17 protein-coding genes are annotated in these 20,061 nt (G+C 64.8%); 14 read left to right on the plus strand and 3 right to left on the minus strand.

The window, feature by feature from the left end; translation table 11 throughout:
- Positions 1-12 precede the first annotated feature (12 nt).
- From RB623_RS11535 to RB623_RS11560, 6 genes are all read left to right on the plus strand, one after another.
- Positions 13-1,134, plus strand: coding sequence for a mandelate racemase/muconate lactonizing enzyme family protein (locus RB623_RS11535; RefSeq protein WP_308056955.1), 1,122 nt, complete (start codon positions 13-15; stop codon positions 1,132-1,134).
- Between the two features lie 2 nt (positions 1,135-1,136).
- Positions 1,137-1,466: an L-rhamnose mutarotase gene (locus RB623_RS11540; RefSeq protein ID WP_308056956.1), complete on the plus strand. Its 330-nt coding sequence runs from the start codon at positions 1,137-1,139 to the stop codon at positions 1,464-1,466.
- A gap of 249 nt (positions 1,467-1,715) precedes the next feature.
- A complete protein-coding gene (locus RB623_RS11545) occupies positions 1,716-2,783 on the plus strand; it encodes a Gfo/Idh/MocA family oxidoreductase (RefSeq protein WP_308056957.1) in 1,068 nt (355 codons plus the stop codon).
- Position 2,784: 1 nt separating this feature from the next.
- On the plus strand, positions 2,785-3,237 hold the full coding sequence (locus tag RB623_RS11550) for a MaoC/PaaZ C-terminal domain-containing protein (RefSeq protein ID WP_308056958.1): 453 nt from the start codon (positions 2,785-2,787) through the stop codon (positions 3,235-3,237).
- A 214-nt stretch (positions 3,238-3,451) separates the two neighbouring features.
- Positions 3,452-4,183 (plus strand): SDR family oxidoreductase, encoded by a 732-nt coding sequence (locus RB623_RS11555; RefSeq protein WP_308056959.1) that lies wholly within the window; start codon positions 3,452-3,454, stop codon positions 4,181-4,183.
- Positions 4,184-4,352: 169 nt separating this feature from the next.
- On the plus strand, positions 4,353-5,633 hold the full coding sequence (locus RB623_RS11560; protein ID WP_308056960.1) for an L-fuconate dehydratase: 1,281 nt from the start codon (positions 4,353-4,355) through the stop codon (positions 5,631-5,633).
- Positions 5,634-5,937: 304 nt separating this feature from the next.
- Here RB623_RS11560 and RB623_RS11565 read toward each other — a convergent pair whose 3' ends face one another.
- Entirely contained in the window at positions 5,938-7,095 is a 1,158-nt protein-coding gene (locus tag RB623_RS11565; RefSeq protein WP_308056961.1) for a fumarylacetoacetate hydrolase family protein, read from the minus strand.
- A gap of 189 nt (positions 7,096-7,284) precedes the next feature.
- On the opposite strand from RB623_RS11565, the gene RB623_RS11570 reads away from it, so the two are divergent.
- The 8 genes from RB623_RS11570 (at position 7,285) to RB623_RS11605 (ending at position 17,307) form a co-directional block, all read left to right on the plus strand.
- Positions 7,285-8,916: a N,N-dimethylformamidase beta subunit family domain-containing protein gene (locus RB623_RS11570; protein WP_308057157.1), complete on the plus strand. Its 1,632-nt coding sequence runs from the start codon at positions 7,285-7,287 to the stop codon at positions 8,914-8,916.
- Between the two features lie 111 nt (positions 8,917-9,027).
- On the plus strand, positions 9,028-10,014 hold the full coding sequence (locus tag RB623_RS11575) for a methyltransferase (protein WP_308056962.1): 987 nt from the start codon (positions 9,028-9,030) through the stop codon (positions 10,012-10,014).
- Between the two features lie 102 nt (positions 10,015-10,116).
- The gene (locus tag RB623_RS11580) at positions 10,117-11,472 is read left to right on the plus strand and encodes an aspartate aminotransferase family protein (protein ID WP_308056963.1); all 1,356 of its coding nucleotides are present in this window, start codon (positions 10,117-10,119) and stop codon (positions 11,470-11,472) included.
- 255 nt (positions 11,473-11,727) lie between these two features.
- The gene (locus tag RB623_RS11585; protein WP_308056964.1) at positions 11,728-12,273 is read left to right on the plus strand and encodes a GNAT family N-acetyltransferase; all 546 of its coding nucleotides are present in this window, start codon (positions 11,728-11,730) and stop codon (positions 12,271-12,273) included.
- Positions 12,270-13,289 carry a histone deacetylase family protein gene (locus RB623_RS11590; protein WP_308056965.1) on the plus strand — a complete coding sequence of 340 codons (1,020 nt, stop codon included), beginning with the start codon at positions 12,270-12,272 and terminating at the stop codon, positions 13,287-13,289. Before RB623_RS11585 ends, RB623_RS11590 begins: the two co-directional genes overlap by 4 nt.
- Before the next feature lie 304 nt (positions 13,290-13,593).
- Positions 13,594-14,043 (plus strand): RpiB/LacA/LacB family sugar-phosphate isomerase, encoded by a 450-nt coding sequence (locus RB623_RS11595; RefSeq protein WP_308056966.1) that lies wholly within the window; start codon positions 13,594-13,596, stop codon positions 14,041-14,043.
- A 207-nt stretch (positions 14,044-14,250) separates the two neighbouring features.
- Complete coding sequence (locus tag RB623_RS11600; RefSeq protein ID WP_308056967.1) at positions 14,251-16,896, plus strand: caspase family protein; 2,646 nt, start codon at positions 14,251-14,253, stop codon at positions 16,894-16,896.
- Between the two features lie 102 nt (positions 16,897-16,998).
- Entirely contained in the window at positions 16,999-17,307 is a 309-nt protein-coding gene (locus RB623_RS11605) for a hypothetical protein (RefSeq protein ID WP_308056968.1), read from the plus strand.
- 142 nt (positions 17,308-17,449) lie between these two features.
- Here the strand turns inward: RB623_RS11605 and RB623_RS11610 are convergent, their stop codons facing one another.
- Entirely contained in the window at positions 17,450-17,941 is a 492-nt protein-coding gene (locus tag RB623_RS11610; RefSeq protein WP_308057158.1) for a GNAT family N-acetyltransferase, read from the minus strand.
- Positions 17,942-18,499: 558 nt separating this feature from the next.
- Positions 18,500-19,963, minus strand: a complete 1,464-nt coding sequence (locus RB623_RS11615) for a caspase family protein (RefSeq protein ID WP_308056969.1) — start codon at positions 19,961-19,963, stop codon at positions 18,500-18,502.
- Positions 19,964-20,061 lie beyond the last annotated feature (98 nt).

A 20,061-nucleotide genomic window follows, 5' to 3' on the forward strand; every position in this document is an offset into this window, starting at 1 on the left:
GAGGAGGGGGCGATGGCCAGGATCGAAAAAGTCGAGTTGCGGATGGTGGACCTTGTTCCCAAGGTCAAGCGCACCGACGCCATCCAGAGTTTTGTCTCCCAGGAAACGCCGATCGTCACCATCACCGATTCCGACGGCGCGACCGGCACCGGCTATTCTTACACGATCGGCACCGGCGGCTCGTCAGTGATGCGGCTTTTGGCCGACCACCTCGCGCCGCGCATCATCGGCGACGACGCCGACATGATCGAGGCGATCTGGCACAAGCTGGAATTCGCCACCCATGCCACCACCATCGGCGCCATCACGGCGATCGCGCTGGCGGCCATCGACACGGCTCTTTGGGATCTGCGCGCGAAAAAGCAGAAGCTCCCGCTGTGGAAGCTCGCCGGCGGCGCGCGCGACAAAGTTCCGCTCTACACCACCGAGGGCGGCTGGCTGCATATCGAGCCGGAAGCGCTGGTCGATGATGCGCTCCAGGCCAAGGCAAACGGTTTCCGCGGCTCCAAGGTCAAGATCGGCAAGTCGCACGGCGCCGAGGATTTTGCCCGGCTCTCCGCCGTGCGCAAGGCGGTCGGCGACGGTTACGAGATCATGACCGACTGCAACCAGGGTTTTGCCGTGGACGAGGCGATCCGCCGCGCCGAGCGGCTGCGCGAACTCGACCTTGCCTGGATCGAGGAGCCGCTGCCGGCCGACGACATCGACGGCCATATCAGGCTCAACCGGTCGACTTCCACGCCCATCGCCGTCGGCGAATCGCTCTATTCCATCCGGCATTTTCGCGAGTACATGCAGAAGGGCGGCTGCTCGATCGTCCAGGTCGATGTCGGCCGCATCGGCGGCATCACCCCATGGCTGAAGGTCGCCCACGCGGCGGAAGCCTTCGACATGCCGGTCTGCCCGCATTTCCTGATGGAACTGCATGTCAGCCTGGTCTGCGCCATCCAGAACGGCAAATATGTCGAATACATCCCCCAACTCGACGATCTGACCGGCAAGCGCATGGAGATCGTCGACGGCTGCGCCCTCGCCCCATCCGACCCCGGCATCGGCATCGACTGGGACTGGGACGCTGTTAAAAGGATGAGCGTTCCGGAATTCACCCGGGAGATCACCAAAGGGGAGGGATGAACATGCAGCGCATGGGTTTGGTTCTCGGCATCAAGCCGGAACACATTGCCGAATACAAACGGCTGCACGCGGACGTATGGCCCTCGGTGCTGGCCAAGATCGCCGATTGCAACATCCGCAACTACTCGATTTTCCTGCGCGAGCCAGAGAACCTGATGTTCGCCTATTTCGAGTACCATGGCAGTGACTTCGCCGCCGACTCAGCCAAGATGGCTGCCGATCCCGAGACGCAGCGCTGGTGGGCAGTCAACATGCCGCTTCAGGCTCCGCTCGACACCCGCAAGGAGGGCGAGTGGTGGGCAGGCATGGAAGAGGTGTTTCATGTGGACTAGCGCCGACGTCTCCCTCCCCCTTGAGGGGAGGGTCCGGCCGCAGGCCGGGGGAGGGGTCATAGCGGCAGTGCTCGGCGTTCCTTCTTCCGTCGCAGCATTAGGTTGGCGCGCGACCGCTTGGACCCCCTCTGACCGCTTCGCGGTTATCTCTCCCACGACGGGGGAGAGCAGGTTGGCGCGCGGCCGCACAGACTCCACCCGGCCCTTCGGGCCGTCCTTCGGCCCCCCTCAAGGGGGAGGGAAAGCGCCATGACCTTCTCCCCATCCTCCCTCGCCCAGTCCTGGCCCGCCCCGTCGAAGCCGCGTCCGGTCGTCACCTTCGGCGCGGGTTCGATCGTCGGCGACGCGCACTATCCGGCCTACCGGAAAAGCGGCGTACCGATTGCCGGCCTCTATGATCCCGACCGCGCCAAGGCGGAAAAACTCGCTGCCGCCTGGGGCGTCAAGGCATTTGCCTCGGTCGCCGAGGCGGCAGCCGTCGAGGGCGCGATCTTCGACCTCGCCACGCCGCCGGACCGCCATGCGCAGGTGCTCGCCGCGCTGCCGGACGGTGCTGCCGCGCTGATCCAGAAGCCGATGGGCGCGGATCTCGCAGGCGCCACGGAAATCCTGAAGATTTGCCGGCAAAAGAAACTTGTCGCCGCCGTCAATTTCCAGCTCCGTTTCGCGCCGATGATGCTGGCTCTGAAGGACGCGATCGCCAGGGGGTGGCTCGGCGAGGTGGTCGATTTCGATGCGTTTCTGGCGCTCGACACGCCGTGGCAGCTCTGGGAATTTCTGCTCAAGGCGCCGCGCGTCGAGATCGCCATGCATTCGATCCATTACCTCGACCTGATCCGTCAATTGCTCGGCGATCCGCGCGGCGTGCACGCAAAAACACTCGGCCACCCCAATCATTCGGTGGCGCAGACGCGCACCAGCGCCATCCTCGACTATGGCGAGCGGGTGCGCTGCAACCTGTCGATCAACCACGACCACAAGTTCGGGCGAAAGTACCAGGCCTGCGAGTTCCGCGTCTGCGGCACCGAGGGCGCGGCCTATCTGAAGCTCGGCGTCAATCTCGACTATCCCAGGGGCGAGCCCGACATTCTGGAAATCTTTCCGAAGGGCGGTGACGGCTGGGTGAACGTGCCGCTGTCGGGCACATGGTTCCCGGACGGATTTGTCGGCCGCATGGCCAATCTGCAGCGTTTCGTGGCGGGCGAGGATTCCGAGCTGGTGAGTTCGGTCGAGGATGCCTGGAACACCATGGCGCTGGTCGAGGCCGCCTATCAATCGAGCGCCGCGCCGGCCACGCCCCTAGCAAAAAGGCCCTGAGATGGAGCAGATCACCTATTTCGAGGACTATGAGATCGGCTTCTCGCGCACCACGCTTGGCCGCACCATCACCGAGACCGACTTCGTCGTCCATGCCGGCCATACCGGCGATTTCTTCCCGCACCACATGGACGCCGAATACATGAAGACGACGCCGTTCGGGCAGCGTATCGCCCACGGCACCATGGTCTTTTCCATCGGCGTCGGCCTGACGGCCAGCGTCATCAACCCGGTCGCCTTCTCCTACGGCTACGACCGGCTGCGCTTCGTCCGCCCGGTGTTCATCGGCGACACCATCAAGACGCGCGCCACCATCACCGCCAAGGAGGAAGACCCGAAGCGCCCCGACGCCGGCCGCGTCATCGAGCGCAACGAGGTGATCAACCAGCGCGGCGAGGTCGTGCTGGCGGCGGACCACATCTACGTCGTCGAGCGACGGCCGAAGGTCGCTTGACGCGACAGAAGAGTAACTCTGGAAGAAGGCTGAACCACCCCCACTCCGGCCCTTCGGGCCACCTCTCCCCCTTGCAGGGGTAGAGGAAACCGAGCTGGATGAGCGCCGGCATTGCGGCAGCGCATTTCCTGTACCCCTGTCAGGGGGAGAGGTGGCCCGAAGGGCCGGAGTGGGGGTGTTTAGGCACCGAGCAAAACGAACGAAGGCCAACACCATGACAGACCTAACCGGCAAGATCGTCCTCATCACCGCCGCCGCGCAAGGCATCGGCCGCGCCTCGGCGCTCGCCTTCGCGCGCGCCGGCGCCACCGTGCACGCCACCGACATCAACGAGAAGGCGCTGGCCGAGCTCGCCGGCGAGAAGAACATCTCGACCCAAAAGCTCAATGTGCTGGACGATGCCGCCGTCAGCACTGCGGTCGCCGGGATCGGCCGCGTCGACGTGCTGTTCAACTGCGCCGGTGTCGTCCACGCCGGCTCGCTCCTGGAGATGCCGGACTCTGATCTCGATTTCGCCTTCGACCTCAACGTCCGAGCCATGGTGCGCACCATCCGCGCCGTGCTGCCGGGCATGCTGGAGCGCGGCGACGGCGCCATCGTCAACATGGCGTCGGTCGCTTCCAGCATGAAGGGCGTGCCGAACCGCTTCGCCTATGGCGTCACCAAGGCGGCCGTCATCGGGCTCACCAAATCGGTTGCCGCCGACTATGTCGGAAAAGGCATCCGCTGCAACGCCATCTGCCCCGGCACAGTGGAGAGCCCCTCGCTGCAGGACCGGCTGCGCGCCCAGGGCGACTATGACGCGGCCCGCGCCGCCTTCATCTCGCGCCAGCCGATCGGCCGCATCGGCGCGCCGGAGGAGATCGCCGACCTTGCGGTCTATCTTGCCGGCGCGACCTACACGACGGGGCAGGCCTATGCCATCGACGGCGGCTGGACCATCTAGGATATGCCGAGGTTTCAGGTGAGGCTGGCCTGCAAATGACGGTTTTCTGCGCTTCCGGTGCTCACGTACCCAAATGTACGCTCCGCTCCGGTTCTCACCCGCCATTTTCGGCTCAGCCTGACCTGAAACTCGACATATCCGGCCTTCGGTATTTGCAACGGATTTCGACATGACCCGTATCACCGGTCTGCGCACCCACGACCTCCGCTTCCCGACCTCGCAGAGCCTGGACGGGTCGGACGCGATGAATCCCGATCCCGACTATTCGGCCGCCTATGTCGTGCTGGAGACCGACGGCGGGTTCGAGGGCCACGGGCTCACCTTCACCATCGGCCGTGGCAACGACATCTGCTGCCTTGCCATCGAGGCGATGACGCATCTGGTGGTCGGCCTCGAACTGGACTGGATCCGCGAAGACCCCGGCCGGTTCTGGCGGCATGTCACGGGCGACAGCCAGTTGCGCTGGATCGGCCCGGACAAGGGCGCGATGCACCTGGCCACCGGCGCGGTGGTCAACGCGGTATGGGACCTGCTGGCAAAACAGTCCGGCAAGCCGGTTTGGCGGCTGGTCGCCGACATGAGCCCGGAAGAGATCGTGAAGATCGTCGACTTCCGTTACCTGACCGATGCGCTTACGCCGGAGGAGGCGCTAAAAATCCTGCGCCGCGCCGAGACCGGCAAGGCGGAGCGCATCGCCATTCTGGAGCGCGAGGGCTACGCCTGCTATACCACGTCGGCCGGCTGGCTGGGTTACGACGACGACAAGCTGCGTCGGCTCTGTCAGGAGGCGGTCGACGCCGGTTTCAACCACGTCAAGATGAAGGTCGGTCGCGATTTGCAGGACGACATTCGCCGGCTAACGATCGCCCGCGAGGTGCTCGGCCCTGACCGCTTCATGATGATCGACGCCAACCAGGTCTGGGAGGTCGGGCAGGCCGTCGAATGGGTGAAGAAGCTGGCTTTCGCAAAACCCTATTTCATCGAGGAGCCCACCAGCCCGGACGATGTCGCCGGCCACAAGGCCATCCGCGAGGCGGTGGCGCCGATAAAGGTCGCCACCGGCGAAATGTGCCAGAACCGCATCATCTTCAAGCAGATGATCGCCGGCGGCGCCATCGACATCGTGCAGATCGACGCCTGCCGCATGGGCGGCTTGAACGAGGTGCTGGCGGTGCTGCTGATGGCCGCGAAATACGGGCTGCCGGTCTGGCCGCATGCCGGTGGCGTGGGTCTCTGCGAATATGTGCAGCACCTGTCGATGATCGACTATCTTGCCGTATCGGGCACGAAGGAGGGCAGGGTGATCGAGTATGTCGACCATCTGCACGAGCATTTTGTCGAGCCCTGCGTGATCGAGAACGCCGCCTACATGCCGCCGAAGCTGCCGGGGTTTTCGATCGAGATGAAGCCGGACTCGATTGAGGTGTATGAGTTTGGGAAGGTGGCCTGATCTTCGCAGACGATTAATTTGTTGGCCTCTTCGGACCGGATTCGGTCGGTGGCATCGCCAAGCTGGAACACCCCTCATCCGACCTCGCTGTGCTCGGCCACCTTCTCCCACAAGGGGAGAAGGTGGAGCACTGCCGCTTCGTCTCTGCAAATCTCCAACGTCGAAGGTTTGCGGAGACGCATGCGCGAAACTCCACCTTCTCCCCTTGTGGGAGAAGGGGGCCGAGCGAAGCGAGGTCGGATGAGGGGTGTTGGAAGGAGTGCGACAGTCCCGCATCTGGAAGCGATGCGGTCGGCTTCCCTTCTTATATCAGCCCCGCCCCCGCCAGATCCCGCATCAGCCGGCTCGCCCCATAAGTCCACGGCGCGCATTCCGTCGACAGCCGCACGCAGTTCACCAGCGCGCCGAGTTTTTCGGTGGCGATGGTGACCCGGTCGCCGGACTTGTGGGTAAATCCTTTGCCTTTCTCGCCGCGATCCTTCGACGGCACGAACATGGTGCCAAGATAGAGCGCCATGCCGTCCGGATATTGATGGTGCCGGCCCATCGCGGCCGCCACAAGCTCTTCCGGCGAGCGGCTGATCTCCGCCATCGAGCTTGCGCCCTCCAGCACAAAACCGTCATCGCCCTCGACCTTCAAGGAAACCTTCGCCGACTTCACGTCAGCGATCGAGAAGGTGGCGTCGAACAGCCGGATGAACGGCCCGAGCGCGGCCGATGCATTGTTGTCCTTGGCTTTTCCGAGCAGCAGCGCCGAGCGCCCCTCGACGTCGCGCAGGTTCACGTCATTGCCGAGTGCGGCGCCGACGATCTTTCCGCTGCTGGCGGCGATGACGGCGATTTCCGGCTCCGGATTGTTCCAGGTCGATACGGGGTGCAGCCCGACATCCGCCCCGAACCCGACCGAAGCCAGCGGCTGGCATTTGGTGAAGATCTCGGCATCCGGGCCGATGCCGACCTCCAGATATTGCGACCAGGCGCCACGCTCGATCAGCTTGCGCTTGATCTCCATGGCTTCCGGCGAGCCCGGCTTCAATTTCGACAAATCGTGGCCGATCAGCGTGGCGATGTCGGCGCGGATGGCGTCCGCTCTTTCGGGATTGCCGCGCGCCTGTTCCTCGATGACGCGCTCAAGCAGGCTGACGACGAAGGTGACGCCGGAGGCTTTTACCGCCTGCAGGTCGACCGGCGAGAGCAGGCACGGCTGCGCCGTGTCGCGGCCGGCCTCGATGCTGTATTTCGCGATTGCCGCCAGCGATCCGATGGCGCGGCCCTGCGCCGAACGCGCGTAGGACGCCGGATCGTCCATCTCGCAGATGTCGCGGACGGTCGGCGCAGCCTTGGAAGTGATGTCGACGACGTCGCCGCCGCGCACGGTGACCACCAGCGGATACGGCGTTCCGGCCATGCGAGCCCGGCCGACAAAGACACCCTCGCCGGGCAGTTGCAGCAGATCTGTCATGGTCTTCCTCTTGGTAATGTCCCCGGCCGCGGCCGGCGGCGCATACTAGCCAGTTTCGCCCGGACCGCGAGGGGCTGGACCAAAGAAAGATCGGCGGTTTCCACACCGGCCGTGCTTGACCCGCGACGCGCGGTCGGGATCATGAGCGCTGCGATCCACCACCAAAAATCGACATGGGCCGAGCTAGCGATGCCGCATTTGCCGACCGAATACCCGGATTTCGGCCTGACTCCCGAGCAGCGGCGTCAGGCTGTTTACGGCCACTACTACGAATATCCCGGCATGGACGGCGAGCGCGGCGAGATCTGGGGTTATACCGACCGTTTTTCCTACGCGCCGGGCGATGTCGTCACGCTGTTCGTAAGTTCGACGGCGGACCGTTTTGACATGGAACTGGCGCGCGACGGCGCGGGACTGCAAAAAGTGTTCGAAAAGTCAGGCCTCGCCTCGCGCTGGCAGGACACATCGGACCAATGTTCGGTCGAGGGCTGCGGCTGGCAGCCGAGCTTCGAATTCGCCATCGGTGCCGACTGGCCGTCCGGCGCATACCGAATGACACTGACCGCCGAAGGCCGCGACGGAAGCCCGATCGTCAGCCACCATCTTTTCATCGTCCGTCCTTTGCCCGGGCGCAAACCAGGCCGCATCCTGCAGGTCGCAGCGACGGGTTCGTGGACCGCCTACAACAGTTGGGGCGGGTCGAACCACTATCAGGGCATCACCGGGCTGGAGCGCAACCAGTACGCCACGCGGGTGAGTACGCAGCGACCGTGGTGCCGGGGTTTCGTCGTGCTGCCGCCGGAGGCCCCGCGCGTGCCGATCGAGGTCAATTTGCCGCCGATGACCGAGCCGCGCTATCCGCATATGGAGTGGGCTTTCGCCACCGGCCATTCCAAGAAATACGCCTCGGCCGGCTGGGCGAGCTATGACGGGCTGTTCTTCAAATGGGCCGAGCGGCAGGGTTATGCGGTCGATCTCGCCACCCAGCATGAGCTGCATTTCTCGCCCGAAATCCTGCAGGACTACGACTGCGCGGTTTTCGTCGGTCACGACGAATACTGGACCTGGGAAATGCGCGACGCGGTCGACGATTTTGTCGAGCGGGGCGGGCGGGCGGCGCGCTTCGCCGGCAATTTTTTGTGGCAGACAAGGCTGGAGGACGAGGGACGTGCGCAGGTCTGCTACAAATACCGCGCCCGCGCCGAGGACCCGGTCTATCGAAGCGCCGATACCAGCCGCACGACCAACGCCTGGGAGGCGCCCGAGGTCGGGCGCCCCGGCGCGTCCACCTTCGGCCTCAACGCCACCGCCGGCGTCTATGCCGGCTGGGGCGGCTGCATGCCGCGCGGCGTGCGCGGCTTCCCGATCTACCGGCCGGACCACTGGGCGTTCCGCAACACCGGCCTCTATTACGGCGACGTGCTCGGCCAGGAGAGCCATATCTACGGCTACGAGGTCGACGGGCTCGACTTCACCATGAAGCGCGGGCTCCCCTATCCGACCGGTGAGGGCAACCCGCCCGAAGGCATCCAGATCCTCGGCCTCGGCATGGCGTCGCTGGTGGAGGAAAGTCCAGACGTGCCCTCCGGTTTCCTGAACAACGAGGATGCCGTCTTCACCGCCGAGACGCTTTATGGCGAGGCGACGCCGGAAGCCATGGACAAGGTCAAGCGCGGCAACGGCATGATCGTCAATTTTCCGAAGGGCAAGGGCGAGGTCTTCCATGCCGGCACATGCGAGTGGGTCGCCGGATTGCTGCGCAAGGACGCCATGGTCGAGCAGGTGACGAGGAACGTGCTGGACCGGTATCTGGGGAGGTAGGCTCGGGGTGCTGCAAGCGGCCTGCCGCTTCGAATCTCGATGGGTTTTGGCTCGCCAAACGATTGACGGCTCCGTTTCAAAATCGATTCTGGATCGCGGAAGGGATATCACATGGCGGATTCCGATCGGATCGACAAACTAATCGAAGCGGTACCTCAAGCCTTGGCGCTTCGTGCCGGGCTGGAGCTTGGCATCTTCACCCGGATCGGTGGTGGCGCGGAGACTGCCGATAGGCTTGGGGCCGCCCTCGAAGTCGATCCCGATCGTCTGTCGCGGCTTCTCTATGCGCTGGCCAGCATCGGTCTCCTTGAAGTCGAGAATGGCCGATTTCGCAACGGAGCCGAAGCGTCGGCCTTCCTCGACGCGTCCAAGCCGACCTATCGCGGCGGCGACCATGCGCTGCTGCGCGAGCTCTGGGGAGCCGATCTGCTGACCGCGGAGTCGCTGCGGCAGAATCGGCCGGCCGCGCTCCACGACTTTTCCGAAGCGGGGCCAGAGTCAGCGGCGGCCTTCAGCCGCATGCTCGCGCCGGGCGGGGTGATTTTCGGCCGGCACCTGGCCCAAGAGATCGACCTCTCGGCGATCGGTTCGGTGATCGACATCGGCGGCGGCCCCGGGACCATTCTCGTCGGACTTCGCGAGCGGTGGCCGCGGATTGCGGCGACGCTGATGGAACTCCCGACGGTCGCGGCGGTCGCGCCAAAAATCCTGTCGGAATATGGCGCCGGCGACGTGGTTGTCGAAGTCGGGGACATAACTGTCGCGCCGTCGGTCGGCCGGCACGATCTGGCGATCCTGAAGGCCGTCGTCCAGGTCCTTCCGCCGGACCAGGCGCGCCGTTCGATCCTCAACGCTGCACGTTGCCTCACACCGGGGGGCGAGATCGCCATCGCCGGGTCGGGTGTCGTCGATGACGACCGCCTCGGCCCGCCCGAGGGTGTGTTTCTCAATCTCACTTTCCTGAACCTCTATCGCCACGGCGAAGCCTACACCGAAGGCCAGTATCGCGCCTGGATGACCGAGGCTGGATTCCGGGATATCTCCAGGTCGCGCCTGCCGGACGGCTCCAACCTGTTTCGCGCGCGCCTCGAGGGCTGATCGTGGCCGATGGGTGTTGCCGGGAGCTGGCTTAGTGACCGGCCTTGCGAACTCGGCTACGACACATTTTTCAGGCCGCCATTTGCGGCGCAGGAAACTCTCATGGACCAGCAGACCACTCCCCGCCCCTCAAACCTCTTCTACCTCGCCAGCCTGCGCCGGCCGGTGGTCGACCGCGCCGAGGGCATCCATCTGTGGACCGAGGACGGTCGGCGCTTCATCGACGGCTCCAGCGGGCCGGTCGCGGTCAATCTCGGCTACGGCAACAAGGCGGTGCTGGAAGCGATGCGCCGGCAGATGGAAAAGACCACCTTCGCCTATCGCCTGCATTTCGAGAACGAGCCGGCGGAACGGCTGGCGACCACCATCGCGGAAAGAATGCCGGGCGGGCTCGACCGCATCTTCTTCGTCTCCGGCGGGTCGGAGGCGGTGGAATCCTGCCTGAAACTTGCGCGCCAATGGGCGGTCGCCACCGGCCAGGCCAACCGCTGGAAAGTGATCGCCCGCATGCCGTCCTACCACGGCGGCACCTATGGTTCGCTGGCTGTCACCGGCGACGGGCTGCTGACCGACAGCTTCGCCGAGCAGATCCGCATGATGCCGACCGTGCCGGCGCCGACCGCCTATCGCGACCGCGACAATCTTTCGCTGGAGGAACGCGGCCTGCGCTACGCCGACATGTTGGAGGAACGGATTCTGGCCGAGGGGCCGGAAAGCGTGCTGGCCTTCATCATGGAACCGATCGGCGGCGCGGCCACCGGCGCGCTGGTGGCGCCGGACAGCTACTATCCGCGGATCCGCGAGATCTGCGACCGCTACGGCATCCTCTTGATCCACGACGAGGTGATGAGCGGCATCGGTCGCACCGGAAAGTTCCTCGGCGGCGATCACTGGAACTGCCGGCCGGACATCGTCTCGCTGTCCAAGGGCATCGGCTCCGGCTACGTGCCGCTCGGCGCGCTGGCGGCGCCCGCACGCGTCGTCGATCCGGTGCTGAAGATGGGCGGTTTTCAGCACGGCCACACCTATGCCGGCAATCCGCTGGCCTGCGCCGCCGGGCTGGCGATCATGGGCGAGATGGACCGCCTGGACCTCACCGCCAACGCCGCAGCCATGGGCGAGCTGGTTCTCGACGGCCTGCGCGGCCTAGCGAAACGGTTCCCCTTCATCGCCGACGTGCGCGGCAAGGGGCTGATGGCGGCGGTCGAATATGCCGACCGCGAGACCTTTGCGCCGCTGCCCGCGGACTGGAAGATCGGCCAGCGCGTGCTGGATGCCGCTTACGAGCGCGGGCTGATCGTCTATTCGCGCCGGGTCAAGGGCGGCGTGCAGGGCGACTACACCATGGTCGCGCCGCCGCTGATCGTCACGCCGGCGGAGGTCGGCGAGATCATTGCCATCCTCGGCGACGCGATCGAGGCTGTGGCGCGTGATCTCGATCTGCCGGTCGAGGGGTGAGGGCGGTGCCGTTTTGAAGGAAGCGATCTGCTAATCTATGGAACTGCTTTACGTTGCCCCCCTCTGTCCTGCCGGACATCTCCCCCACGAGGGTGGAGATTGGCCGGCCGCTAGGGTTTCGCCAATCGCTAACGTCTCAGGAAGGGCGGCAGCGGCAAAGCTGCCAATCTCCCCCCTCGTGGGGGAGATGTCCGGCAGGACAGAGGGGGGCAACGTAGAGCGCCGGCCATCGCAATTCATCATGATCGCGCTCCCATGACGGAAGCTGATGCATCATCCCGGCCAAAAGTTCACCTCCGCCCCGCCACCGTCGCCGATGCGCCCTATATCCACGCCGCTCTGCTGGGCATCGCCCGCACTGTCAACGAGCTCGACAAGGTGCGCTGCGAGGTCGCCGACCTGATCGACTACGGCTTCGGCCCCGACCCGCATTTCGAGACGGTGATCGCCGAGGTCGACGGCGCGCCCGCCGGCATCTGCCTGTTCTTCCGCAGTTTTTCCACCTGGCTCGGCCGTCCCGGCGTCTACATCCAGGATCTCTATGTCGACGACAGGTTTCGCGGCCTCGGCATCGGCGCGAAACTTCTGCGACGCGTGGCGGCGATCACACGCGACCGCGGCGGCGTCTACATGCGGCTCTCCGTCGACACCGAGAATTTTATCGCCCAGGGTTTTTACACGCGTCTCGAGATAAAATTCTCCGACACCGAGCAGGTGCACGCCGCCTATGAAGACGCATTTTTGAACCTCGCCGCTGCCGACTGCCCGCCGGGCGGAACCTTGCCAAGGAAACCAGAATGAAAGCCTTCTACGCCGCCGAGCAGAAGCGCCACGACCCGAAAGCCTTCCTGTCGAGCGGTGCGCCGCAGCCCAATCCCGAGCAACCGGAGCGGGTTGAGCGCCTGCTGGCCGGCGCGAGACAAGCCGGCTGCGCGGTCGAGCGCCCGAACGATTTCGGCCACGGTCCGATCGCCGCCGTCCATACGCCGGAATATCTCGATTTCCTGAAACACATTTATGTGCGCTGGCAGCGCATCGAGGGTGCGTCGGAAGAAGTGATCCCCAACATCCATCCGATCGCCCGCACCGGTTCCTATCCGGCCTCCGCCGTCGGCCAGGCCGGCTACCACATGGCCGACACCGCCTGCCCGATCTCCGCCGAAACCTTTGAAAGCGCCTGCTGGAGCGCCTGGTCGGCCGTGGCCGCCGCCGATGCCGTTCTGGCCGGCGAGCGCGCTGCCTATGCGCTCTGCCGTCCGCCGGGCCACCATGCCTTCGCCGATGTCGCCGGAGGGTTCTGTTTCCTAAACAATTCGGCAATCGCCGCCCAGCGCTTGAGAGGCACGGCCGCCCGCGTGGCCATCCTCGACGTCGACCTGCACCACGGCAACGGCACGCAAGGCATCTTCTACGCGCGCCCGGATGTGCTGACCGTGTCGCTCCACGCCGATCCGGTGCGTTTTTATCCGTTCTTCTGGGGCCATGCCGACGAGCGCGGCGAAGGGCCGGGGCTGGGCTACAATCTCAACCTGCCGCTACCGCGCAAATCCGGCGACGAGGCATTCCTGCAGGCGCTGGAAACCGCGTTGCGCCGCATAAAGGCCTTCGCGCCGGAGGCGCTGGTGGTGGCGCTCGGCCTCGATGCCTTCGAGGGCGATCCGTTCGGCGGCCTGTCGGTCTCCACGCCGGGTTTTGCCCGCATCGGCGCGGCGGTCTCCGCGCTGAAGCTTCCTACGGTCATCGTGCAGGAAGGCGGCTATTTGTGCGATGCCCTCGGCGACAACCTGGCGTCGTTCCTGACGGGGTTTGGCGATTGAAGGCTTCAGCCCCCTCACCCGGCCTCCGCTTCGCTCGGCCACCCTCTCCCCGCCGGGGAGAGGAGGTTCGCCGTCGATTGTGCCAATCTTGCAGCGTCGAAAGGCGAGGCGGCGACGTTGAAAATCTCCTCTCCCCGCGGGGAGAGGGTGGCCGAGCGAAGCGGAGGCCGGGTGAGGGGGAAACGCCGACCCTGAAATGCCCGACGATCCCCGCATTCCAGCTATTGAACCTCCGCCTCTGTCGGAATATCTCGGCACTGGACAGGTCGCTGCGCAGTGCCGATCTCAGCTCTTGGAGAACCCCATGAAAGTCGTCATCGGAGCCGACAGCGCCGGAAAGCCGCTTCTCGATGTCATCGCCGCGCATCTCAAGACCAAGCCGGAGGTCGAGCTGACCGACCTCAGCCAGTCGGGTTTCTACGCCGACCTTTCGGACAAGGTCGGCCACGAAATCGTCGACGGCAATTATGACCGCGGCATACTGTTCTGCGGCACCGGCATCGGCGTCTGCATCTCGGCCAACAAGGTGCCGGGCATCCGCGCGGCACTCACCCACGACACCTATTCGGCCGAGCGCGCGGCGAAATCCAACAACGCCCAGATCATCACCATGGGCGCACGCGTCATCGGGCCGGAACTGGCCAAGGCGATCGTCGACACCTGGCTTGCCTCGGAATTCGATCCCAAGGGACCGTCGGCCGGCAATGTCGAGGCGATCGACCGGCTGGACGCGAAGAAGGCCGTTTCGGCCTGATCCATCGACGTCTCGAGCCGTCCATCACCGGGTCGTCGTCCTTTCAAGTCTTCACGGAGCGAGGACGTTGGGGCACTCGGCGTTGCCGCCGCCGGCTGCTTCGGCCCTTCCGTAACCGCGCCGGTGTGATCGCGACACCGTTCTGAATCATCTTTGTGCGATCCTTGGATTGGGCGTATACTTCCAAGGGCTTGCCGAGGTGATCGGATGAAGTTCCTGTCTTTCGCGCGAGAACCGGCCACGGCGCTTCGCCGTGTCCTTCTGTTTGCCGTCGTGGCTGTCTTGTCGGTGTTTTCCCTCGTTGCCGCGTCGGCGGCCGAAAATGCCGTTTCGGGGCGCCGCGCTGCGCTCGTCATCGGCAATTCTGGCTATGAAAACCTGCCAAAACTGCCCAACGCGGTGAACGACGCCGAGCGCATTTCGCAAGTGTTGAGCGACGCCAATTTCGAGGTGACCGTCGGCGAGAACCTCGACAAGGCGGGGCTGGAAAAGACCGTCCGCGAATTTCTGCAGACGCTCAGCGACGGCGACGTCGCGCTGTTCTATTACACCGGCCACGCAGTTCAGGTCGCGGACCAGAATTTCATCATTCCGGTCGACGCCAGCCTGACTTCGTCTTACGACCTCGAGGTCGAGACCTACAACGTCAACAACCTGCTCGAATACATGCGCGCCTCGTCGGGCATGCAGATCCTGGTGCTCGACGCCTGCCGCGACAACCCGTTCCGCAACCAGTATTATTATCTCGGCGACAAGAAGATCGACGTTGCCGGCTCCAAGGGCCTGGCCTCGCTTACGCCCAAGCAGGGCTCGCTGATCGTCTATTCGACCGCGCCGGGCGAAGTGGCCTATGACGGCGGTGGCGACATCAGCCCCTTCGCCGGCGCTTTCGCCGACAAGGTGCTGAGCCCCAACAAGGAGGTGCGTGAGGTCCTCACCATGGTGCGCACGGCGGTCATCGACAAGACCGGCGGCCGCCAGGTTCCCTGGGACGTCTCCAGCCTCACCTCCCAGTTCTATTTCGTCTCCGAGCAGGAGATCCTGGTGCTGGGCGAGAGCGTCACCGAAGTGCGCGCCCCCATCTCCGCGACGCGGATAAACCTCGACATCCAGTCGCCGATCGCCAGCGGCGGCATGAAGCTGACAGCCAGTTTCGACAAGGCGCCGGCCTCCGGCATCCTGCTGCTCGACGACCAGGTGATCCGCCCCGGCACGCCGATCGATGCCGCCCGCATCGGCGATATCGTCTATGCCGCGGATGCCGGCGCGAAGCCGGTGGAATTGATCCCCTACACGATCGATTCCGACACAGGGCAGACCGCCCGGGGCGCCGTGGCGATCGTCTTCGATCCCGCCGTGCCGGAGCAGTCGGAAGAGCCGGTGGTCGTCGCCTCGAACGAAGAGACCGCCAGCGTCACCAAGACCGTCACGCCCGTCAAGCTTACCGTCAATTCCGATGTAGGCACCGGTTTCACGCCCGTGCCGACGCTGGAACTGGGCGCCGGCCGGCCGACCGGCTGGCTACGGCTCGACACGCGCGACCCGTCCGCCCAGGTGGCGGTCGGCGAGGACCTGCTGGTGCTGGGCGACCTAGTGAAGGCCGAGGACGTTCAGAACCTCAGGATCAGGCCCGCGATCCACAAGACGGACGGCGCGGCGCAGGTGGTGCTCAACCCGGTGGTCGCCGCGCCCGAGGCGAAACCGGTGGTGATTGCGATCGACGCCGAGGTCAATGCCTGCGACCGTCTGGCGGCCGAGCCGCTGGACATCCAGGCCGTCACCGAGGGCGTCTGGCCGAATTCCATCAAGATCGACGAGGCGCTGGCGGCCTGCAGCGAGGCGGTCGCCGATTTCCCGGACATTCCGCGCTTCAAGTTCGAATATGGCCGCGTGCTTTACGCCAAGGGCGATTTCGACGCCGCGCTGAAGATGGTGCGCGAAGCCCTCGACGGCGGCCATGTACGCGCCGGTCAGTTCCTCGGCCGCCTCTACCAGTTGGGCGCGGCGGTGGAACTCGACCCGAAGAAGGCAATTCCGCTGTTCGAGGCTGCCGCCCGCAAGGGCGATCCATACGCCCAGTATTCGCTCGGAAGGGCGATGATGGAAGGCAACGGCGTCAAGAAGAACGTCAAGCGCGGCATCGCGCTGATGAACCAGGCGGTCGAATCCGGCCACACCTATGCACTGAACCAGCTCGGCGCCGAATATCTCTACGGCAACCGCGTGCCGAAGGATGTCGAGCGCGCCTATGTCATGTTCCAGAAGTCGGCCGACCGCGGCGACGTGTGGGGCGAGGTCAATCTCGGCCTGCTGTACCGCGACGGCGTCTTCGTGAAGCGGGACGACGTCAAGGCCTACCAACTGTTCGAGGAAGCGAACAGGAAGCTGCACCCCTATGCCGCCACGCTGATGGCGCTGATGGACCGCGATGCCGGCAAGGCCGACCAGGCGACGCTGCTGAAGCTGTTCCGCGAAAGTGCGGCGCGTGGCGACGGCTGGGGCGCCTTCTATGCCGCCGAGATCGTCAGCGCCGAACCGTCGTTGGCCGCCGATCCGGAAGAAGCGGTGCGCCTCTATGCCATGGCGGTCGCCCGCAAGGCTGGAAATGCCTCGGAAGACGCGCGAGCGCGGCTAGCCAGGATGCCGAAAGAGCAGCTTGTGTTGGAGGCGCAGAAGGCGCTGATCCGCATGGGCGCCAGCGGCGTCGATGTCGACGGCAAGCTCGGGCCGCGCGTCCGTGCCGCCGCCGCGGAGATTCTTGGCCGCAAGGCGCCGTCCAATCCGGTCGACCTCTATGTGGAGCTTGTCCGGCACGAATGGATTGAATCGACGCCGCGGCTGGACATGCTTTGAGGGTTCGGCAGGGCGTAAAACGGGCGAGGCCGCGCGCCGCTTGAAGCCCACTCAAGCCGCCGGGATGCGCCCGGGCGGCGACTTTGACGGAGACCGGATTTCATGCGCAAGTTTTTGACACTGCTTTCCATCGGCGTCGCGGCCGGCGCGCTTGCCAGTTGCGCCACCGTCGAGGATGCCGTGCTGGCTCCCCTGAAGTATGCCAACGGCCAGCAGGCATCGGCGGTCGCCAACCGGAGAGTTCAGCAGCCGCGACAGGTGGCGGCGCCAAGGCAGCAGGTGGCTACGCCAAAGAAAAGGCGTGTTCTTCGCAAGCCGGTCGCCCAGCCCGTCCAGGACGTGCCCGTCCGGGAGCGTGGCGGTGATGGCGGCGGCGGTGGTCCCAGCGGTGGCGGTTGGGGAGGGGGTTGAGTCGAGGCGGTGGCGAAGGTCCCGGCGGCCGGGGCCGAGCCGGAAGGGAGGCCGACAAGATGCTGACGGCACCACCCCAAGCGAGTGCAGATCGCCGGATACTAGGCGCTTCTAAATGACCCTAGTGCGTGGACAAGGCCCATCACGGTAGTCGACGATACATCACCAAGGCGTCGACAAGCCCCAGATCAGGATGATTGAACGCCTTAGGAATCTCGCCGACTATGTCAAAGCCGAGCCGCTTCCAGAGCCGGACGGCTCGTTCGTTGGTGCGCACTACAAAATTAAACTGCATCGCACGGAAGCCGCGTTCTGCTGCGTGCCTCAGTGAATGTTCGCACATCGCGGTTGCGATGCCCCGGCCGCTCGACGTGGTCCCAGTCACATATCCGCAATTTGCAACGTGGGCACCACCGCCGCGCTGGTTCGGCTGGAGATAGTAACAGCCGACGACTTCGCCTTCATCTTCTGCGACGAAAACTTCGTGGCAGTCGGCAAACCAGTAGCGCAGCGCCTCATCCCGACTCCAGTCGCGCGGCAACGCGTAGGTTTCTCCGGCCCGCAAGATGGGTTCGAGAATCGACCAAATGGCATCTTCGTCCGGTGGCCGGGCGAGGCGAATTGTCAGCAAAATCAAATCTCATCGAGTTTGCTGCACCCTGGGATCCGGTCAAACCCAGAGCGCGGCTAGCAACACCGCAAAAAGCGTCAACACAGCAAAAGCCAATGCAACCAAGCCATCCGAACGAGTACCCGCAGGAATTGGCGCATCTTTACGGAATGGTTGCATAAAACCGTCAAGCACGCCGCATCATACCAGTCGATCACTGACTAAGCTACGATTGTGCAGACTCGGAATTCTTCCTGTCCGCTTTGACATAGGCTGAGTCGAAAGCGGCCTTTCCCGTCAGCTCACCGGAAACCTTGAGATTAATCTAGTACCACCCTCGAAGCAGTCGGCCAGCCCGGCATGATCGTGACAGGCGAGCCGGCGGTAATCGCCGGGCCAGCGGCACGCCCGCTTGGTCACTATTTCACCATCAGGTCAATCGGCTTGAAAGCGGCTATGCAGAGTGTCCGGTGCGTCTAAAGAGCCCTATTGTCAGGCTCCGATGGGGTACGGCCAAGTCCGTGCTTCACTTTTCGCCTACTGCGAGCGGCGAGCCTCGGACCTGACATTGCTGCGTTTCAATCAGAACACGCCGCCGATGCCGATGCCCGCGCCGATGTCCGGCGGCGGCGCGGCGGGCTTGCTGCGGGCGGCTCCGCCTGAGGACTTCTGCTTGCGGCCGCTGGCCTGGCTCGTGGCCCTGGCCTTTGATTTTCCAGTGGAATTCCGCTCCATCGTGGCGGTTTTCACCGGCTTGGCGGCAACCGGCTGCCGGCAGATGCGCCCCGAGCGCAGGAACAAGTCGCCGAGCAGATCGACGTTGGGCTCCAGCACGTCCTGGTTCTGCTTGGTGCGCCGCAGATATTCGCCGAGCGCCTTTCGCGATCCCGGGCCCCAGACGCCGTCGATCGTCTGCCGGTAGCAGCCGACGCGCGAAAGTTCCGTTTGGATTCTGTGGTTCAGGTCGAAGCCGGGAGCCTTGTCCTCGCCGCCTTCCTGCGATTTGCCGAGCACCAGCAGCGCCTCGATGTCCGATGTGACAGTCTTGCGCGTGCCGTCCAGACCGAGCTCCAGGCTGGCGACTTGCTGGCCCTGCGTGCCGACCTCGACCGAGCGCGTGCTCGGCAGTTCCTTGCCAAGCAGCAGCACCGTGCTTTGCAGGTCGCTGTCGGCCGAGGCCAGTTGCACCAGCAGCTTCTCCTTCATGCTGGGCACTTCGAGGATGCGGTTGAGCGTGGCGCTCAATTGCCGTGAGTCGATCACCTGCTGCTCGGTGAAATAGAACTGCTCGCGCAGGTTCGACTGGTCCCACGGCACCTGCTTGCCGAGCGTCAGGCGCTCGGTCTCGTTGCGCACCTGGATCATCATGTCGGAGACGCTTAGACCGGGGATTTCAACGCTTTGCAGCAGCGCGGCGGTGAACGGGCTGTTGGAGCCGGCGCCGTCGACGGTGACGTTGCCGGGCTGCGTGGCGAAGGCGACGAAGCTGTTTTCGCCAACCTCGACCTGCGCCAGGCCGTTGCCGGCGCCGGGCTCGCCCGACCCCAGCGGATTGTTGCGGCAGGCGTCGAGGAAGATGAAGGTCTGCCGGTCGCGGCTGGCGAAACGGGCGATCACGTCGTTCAGCTTCACCGCCCGCTCGGTAAGCTTGCCGACGCTTTCCGGATCGAGCGTGTCGATCGGCAGCAGGTAGTTCTCACCGTTGAACTGCACGCCATGGCCGGCATAGAAGATCAGCACGGCGCTGTAGGTGCCGAGCTTCGGCTCGTAGCGCCGGAACATGTCGTCGAGCTGCGACGCGGTCATGTCGATGCCGGTGGCCACCTCGAAATTCAGCCGCTTCAGTGCATCGGAGAGCCGCACCGCGTCGTTCGCCGCATTGGCGAGATCCTCGTAGCGCTGGCTGACATAGCTGGAATTGCCGATCACGATCGCCAGCCGACCGCGCTGATCCTGCGTATTGTCGGTCTCCGCGGCCGCCATCGCGGCAGTGGGGACTAGCAGCGCCGCCACGAGCAGAAGGAGCGTTTTGACGAGGCGCAACATGGGCGTCATCTCCCGGCCCTGCCTGGATGCGGCCCGTCGGGCCGAATGCGTTGAACTCGAACCGCGTTCAGTGTGCACGTTCATTAACGTCGCGCGAA

It is taken from the genome of Mesorhizobium sp. LHD-90 (assembly GCF_030929505.1).
Classification (GTDB): Bacteria; Pseudomonadota; Alphaproteobacteria; order Rhizobiales; family Rhizobiaceae; genus Kumtagia.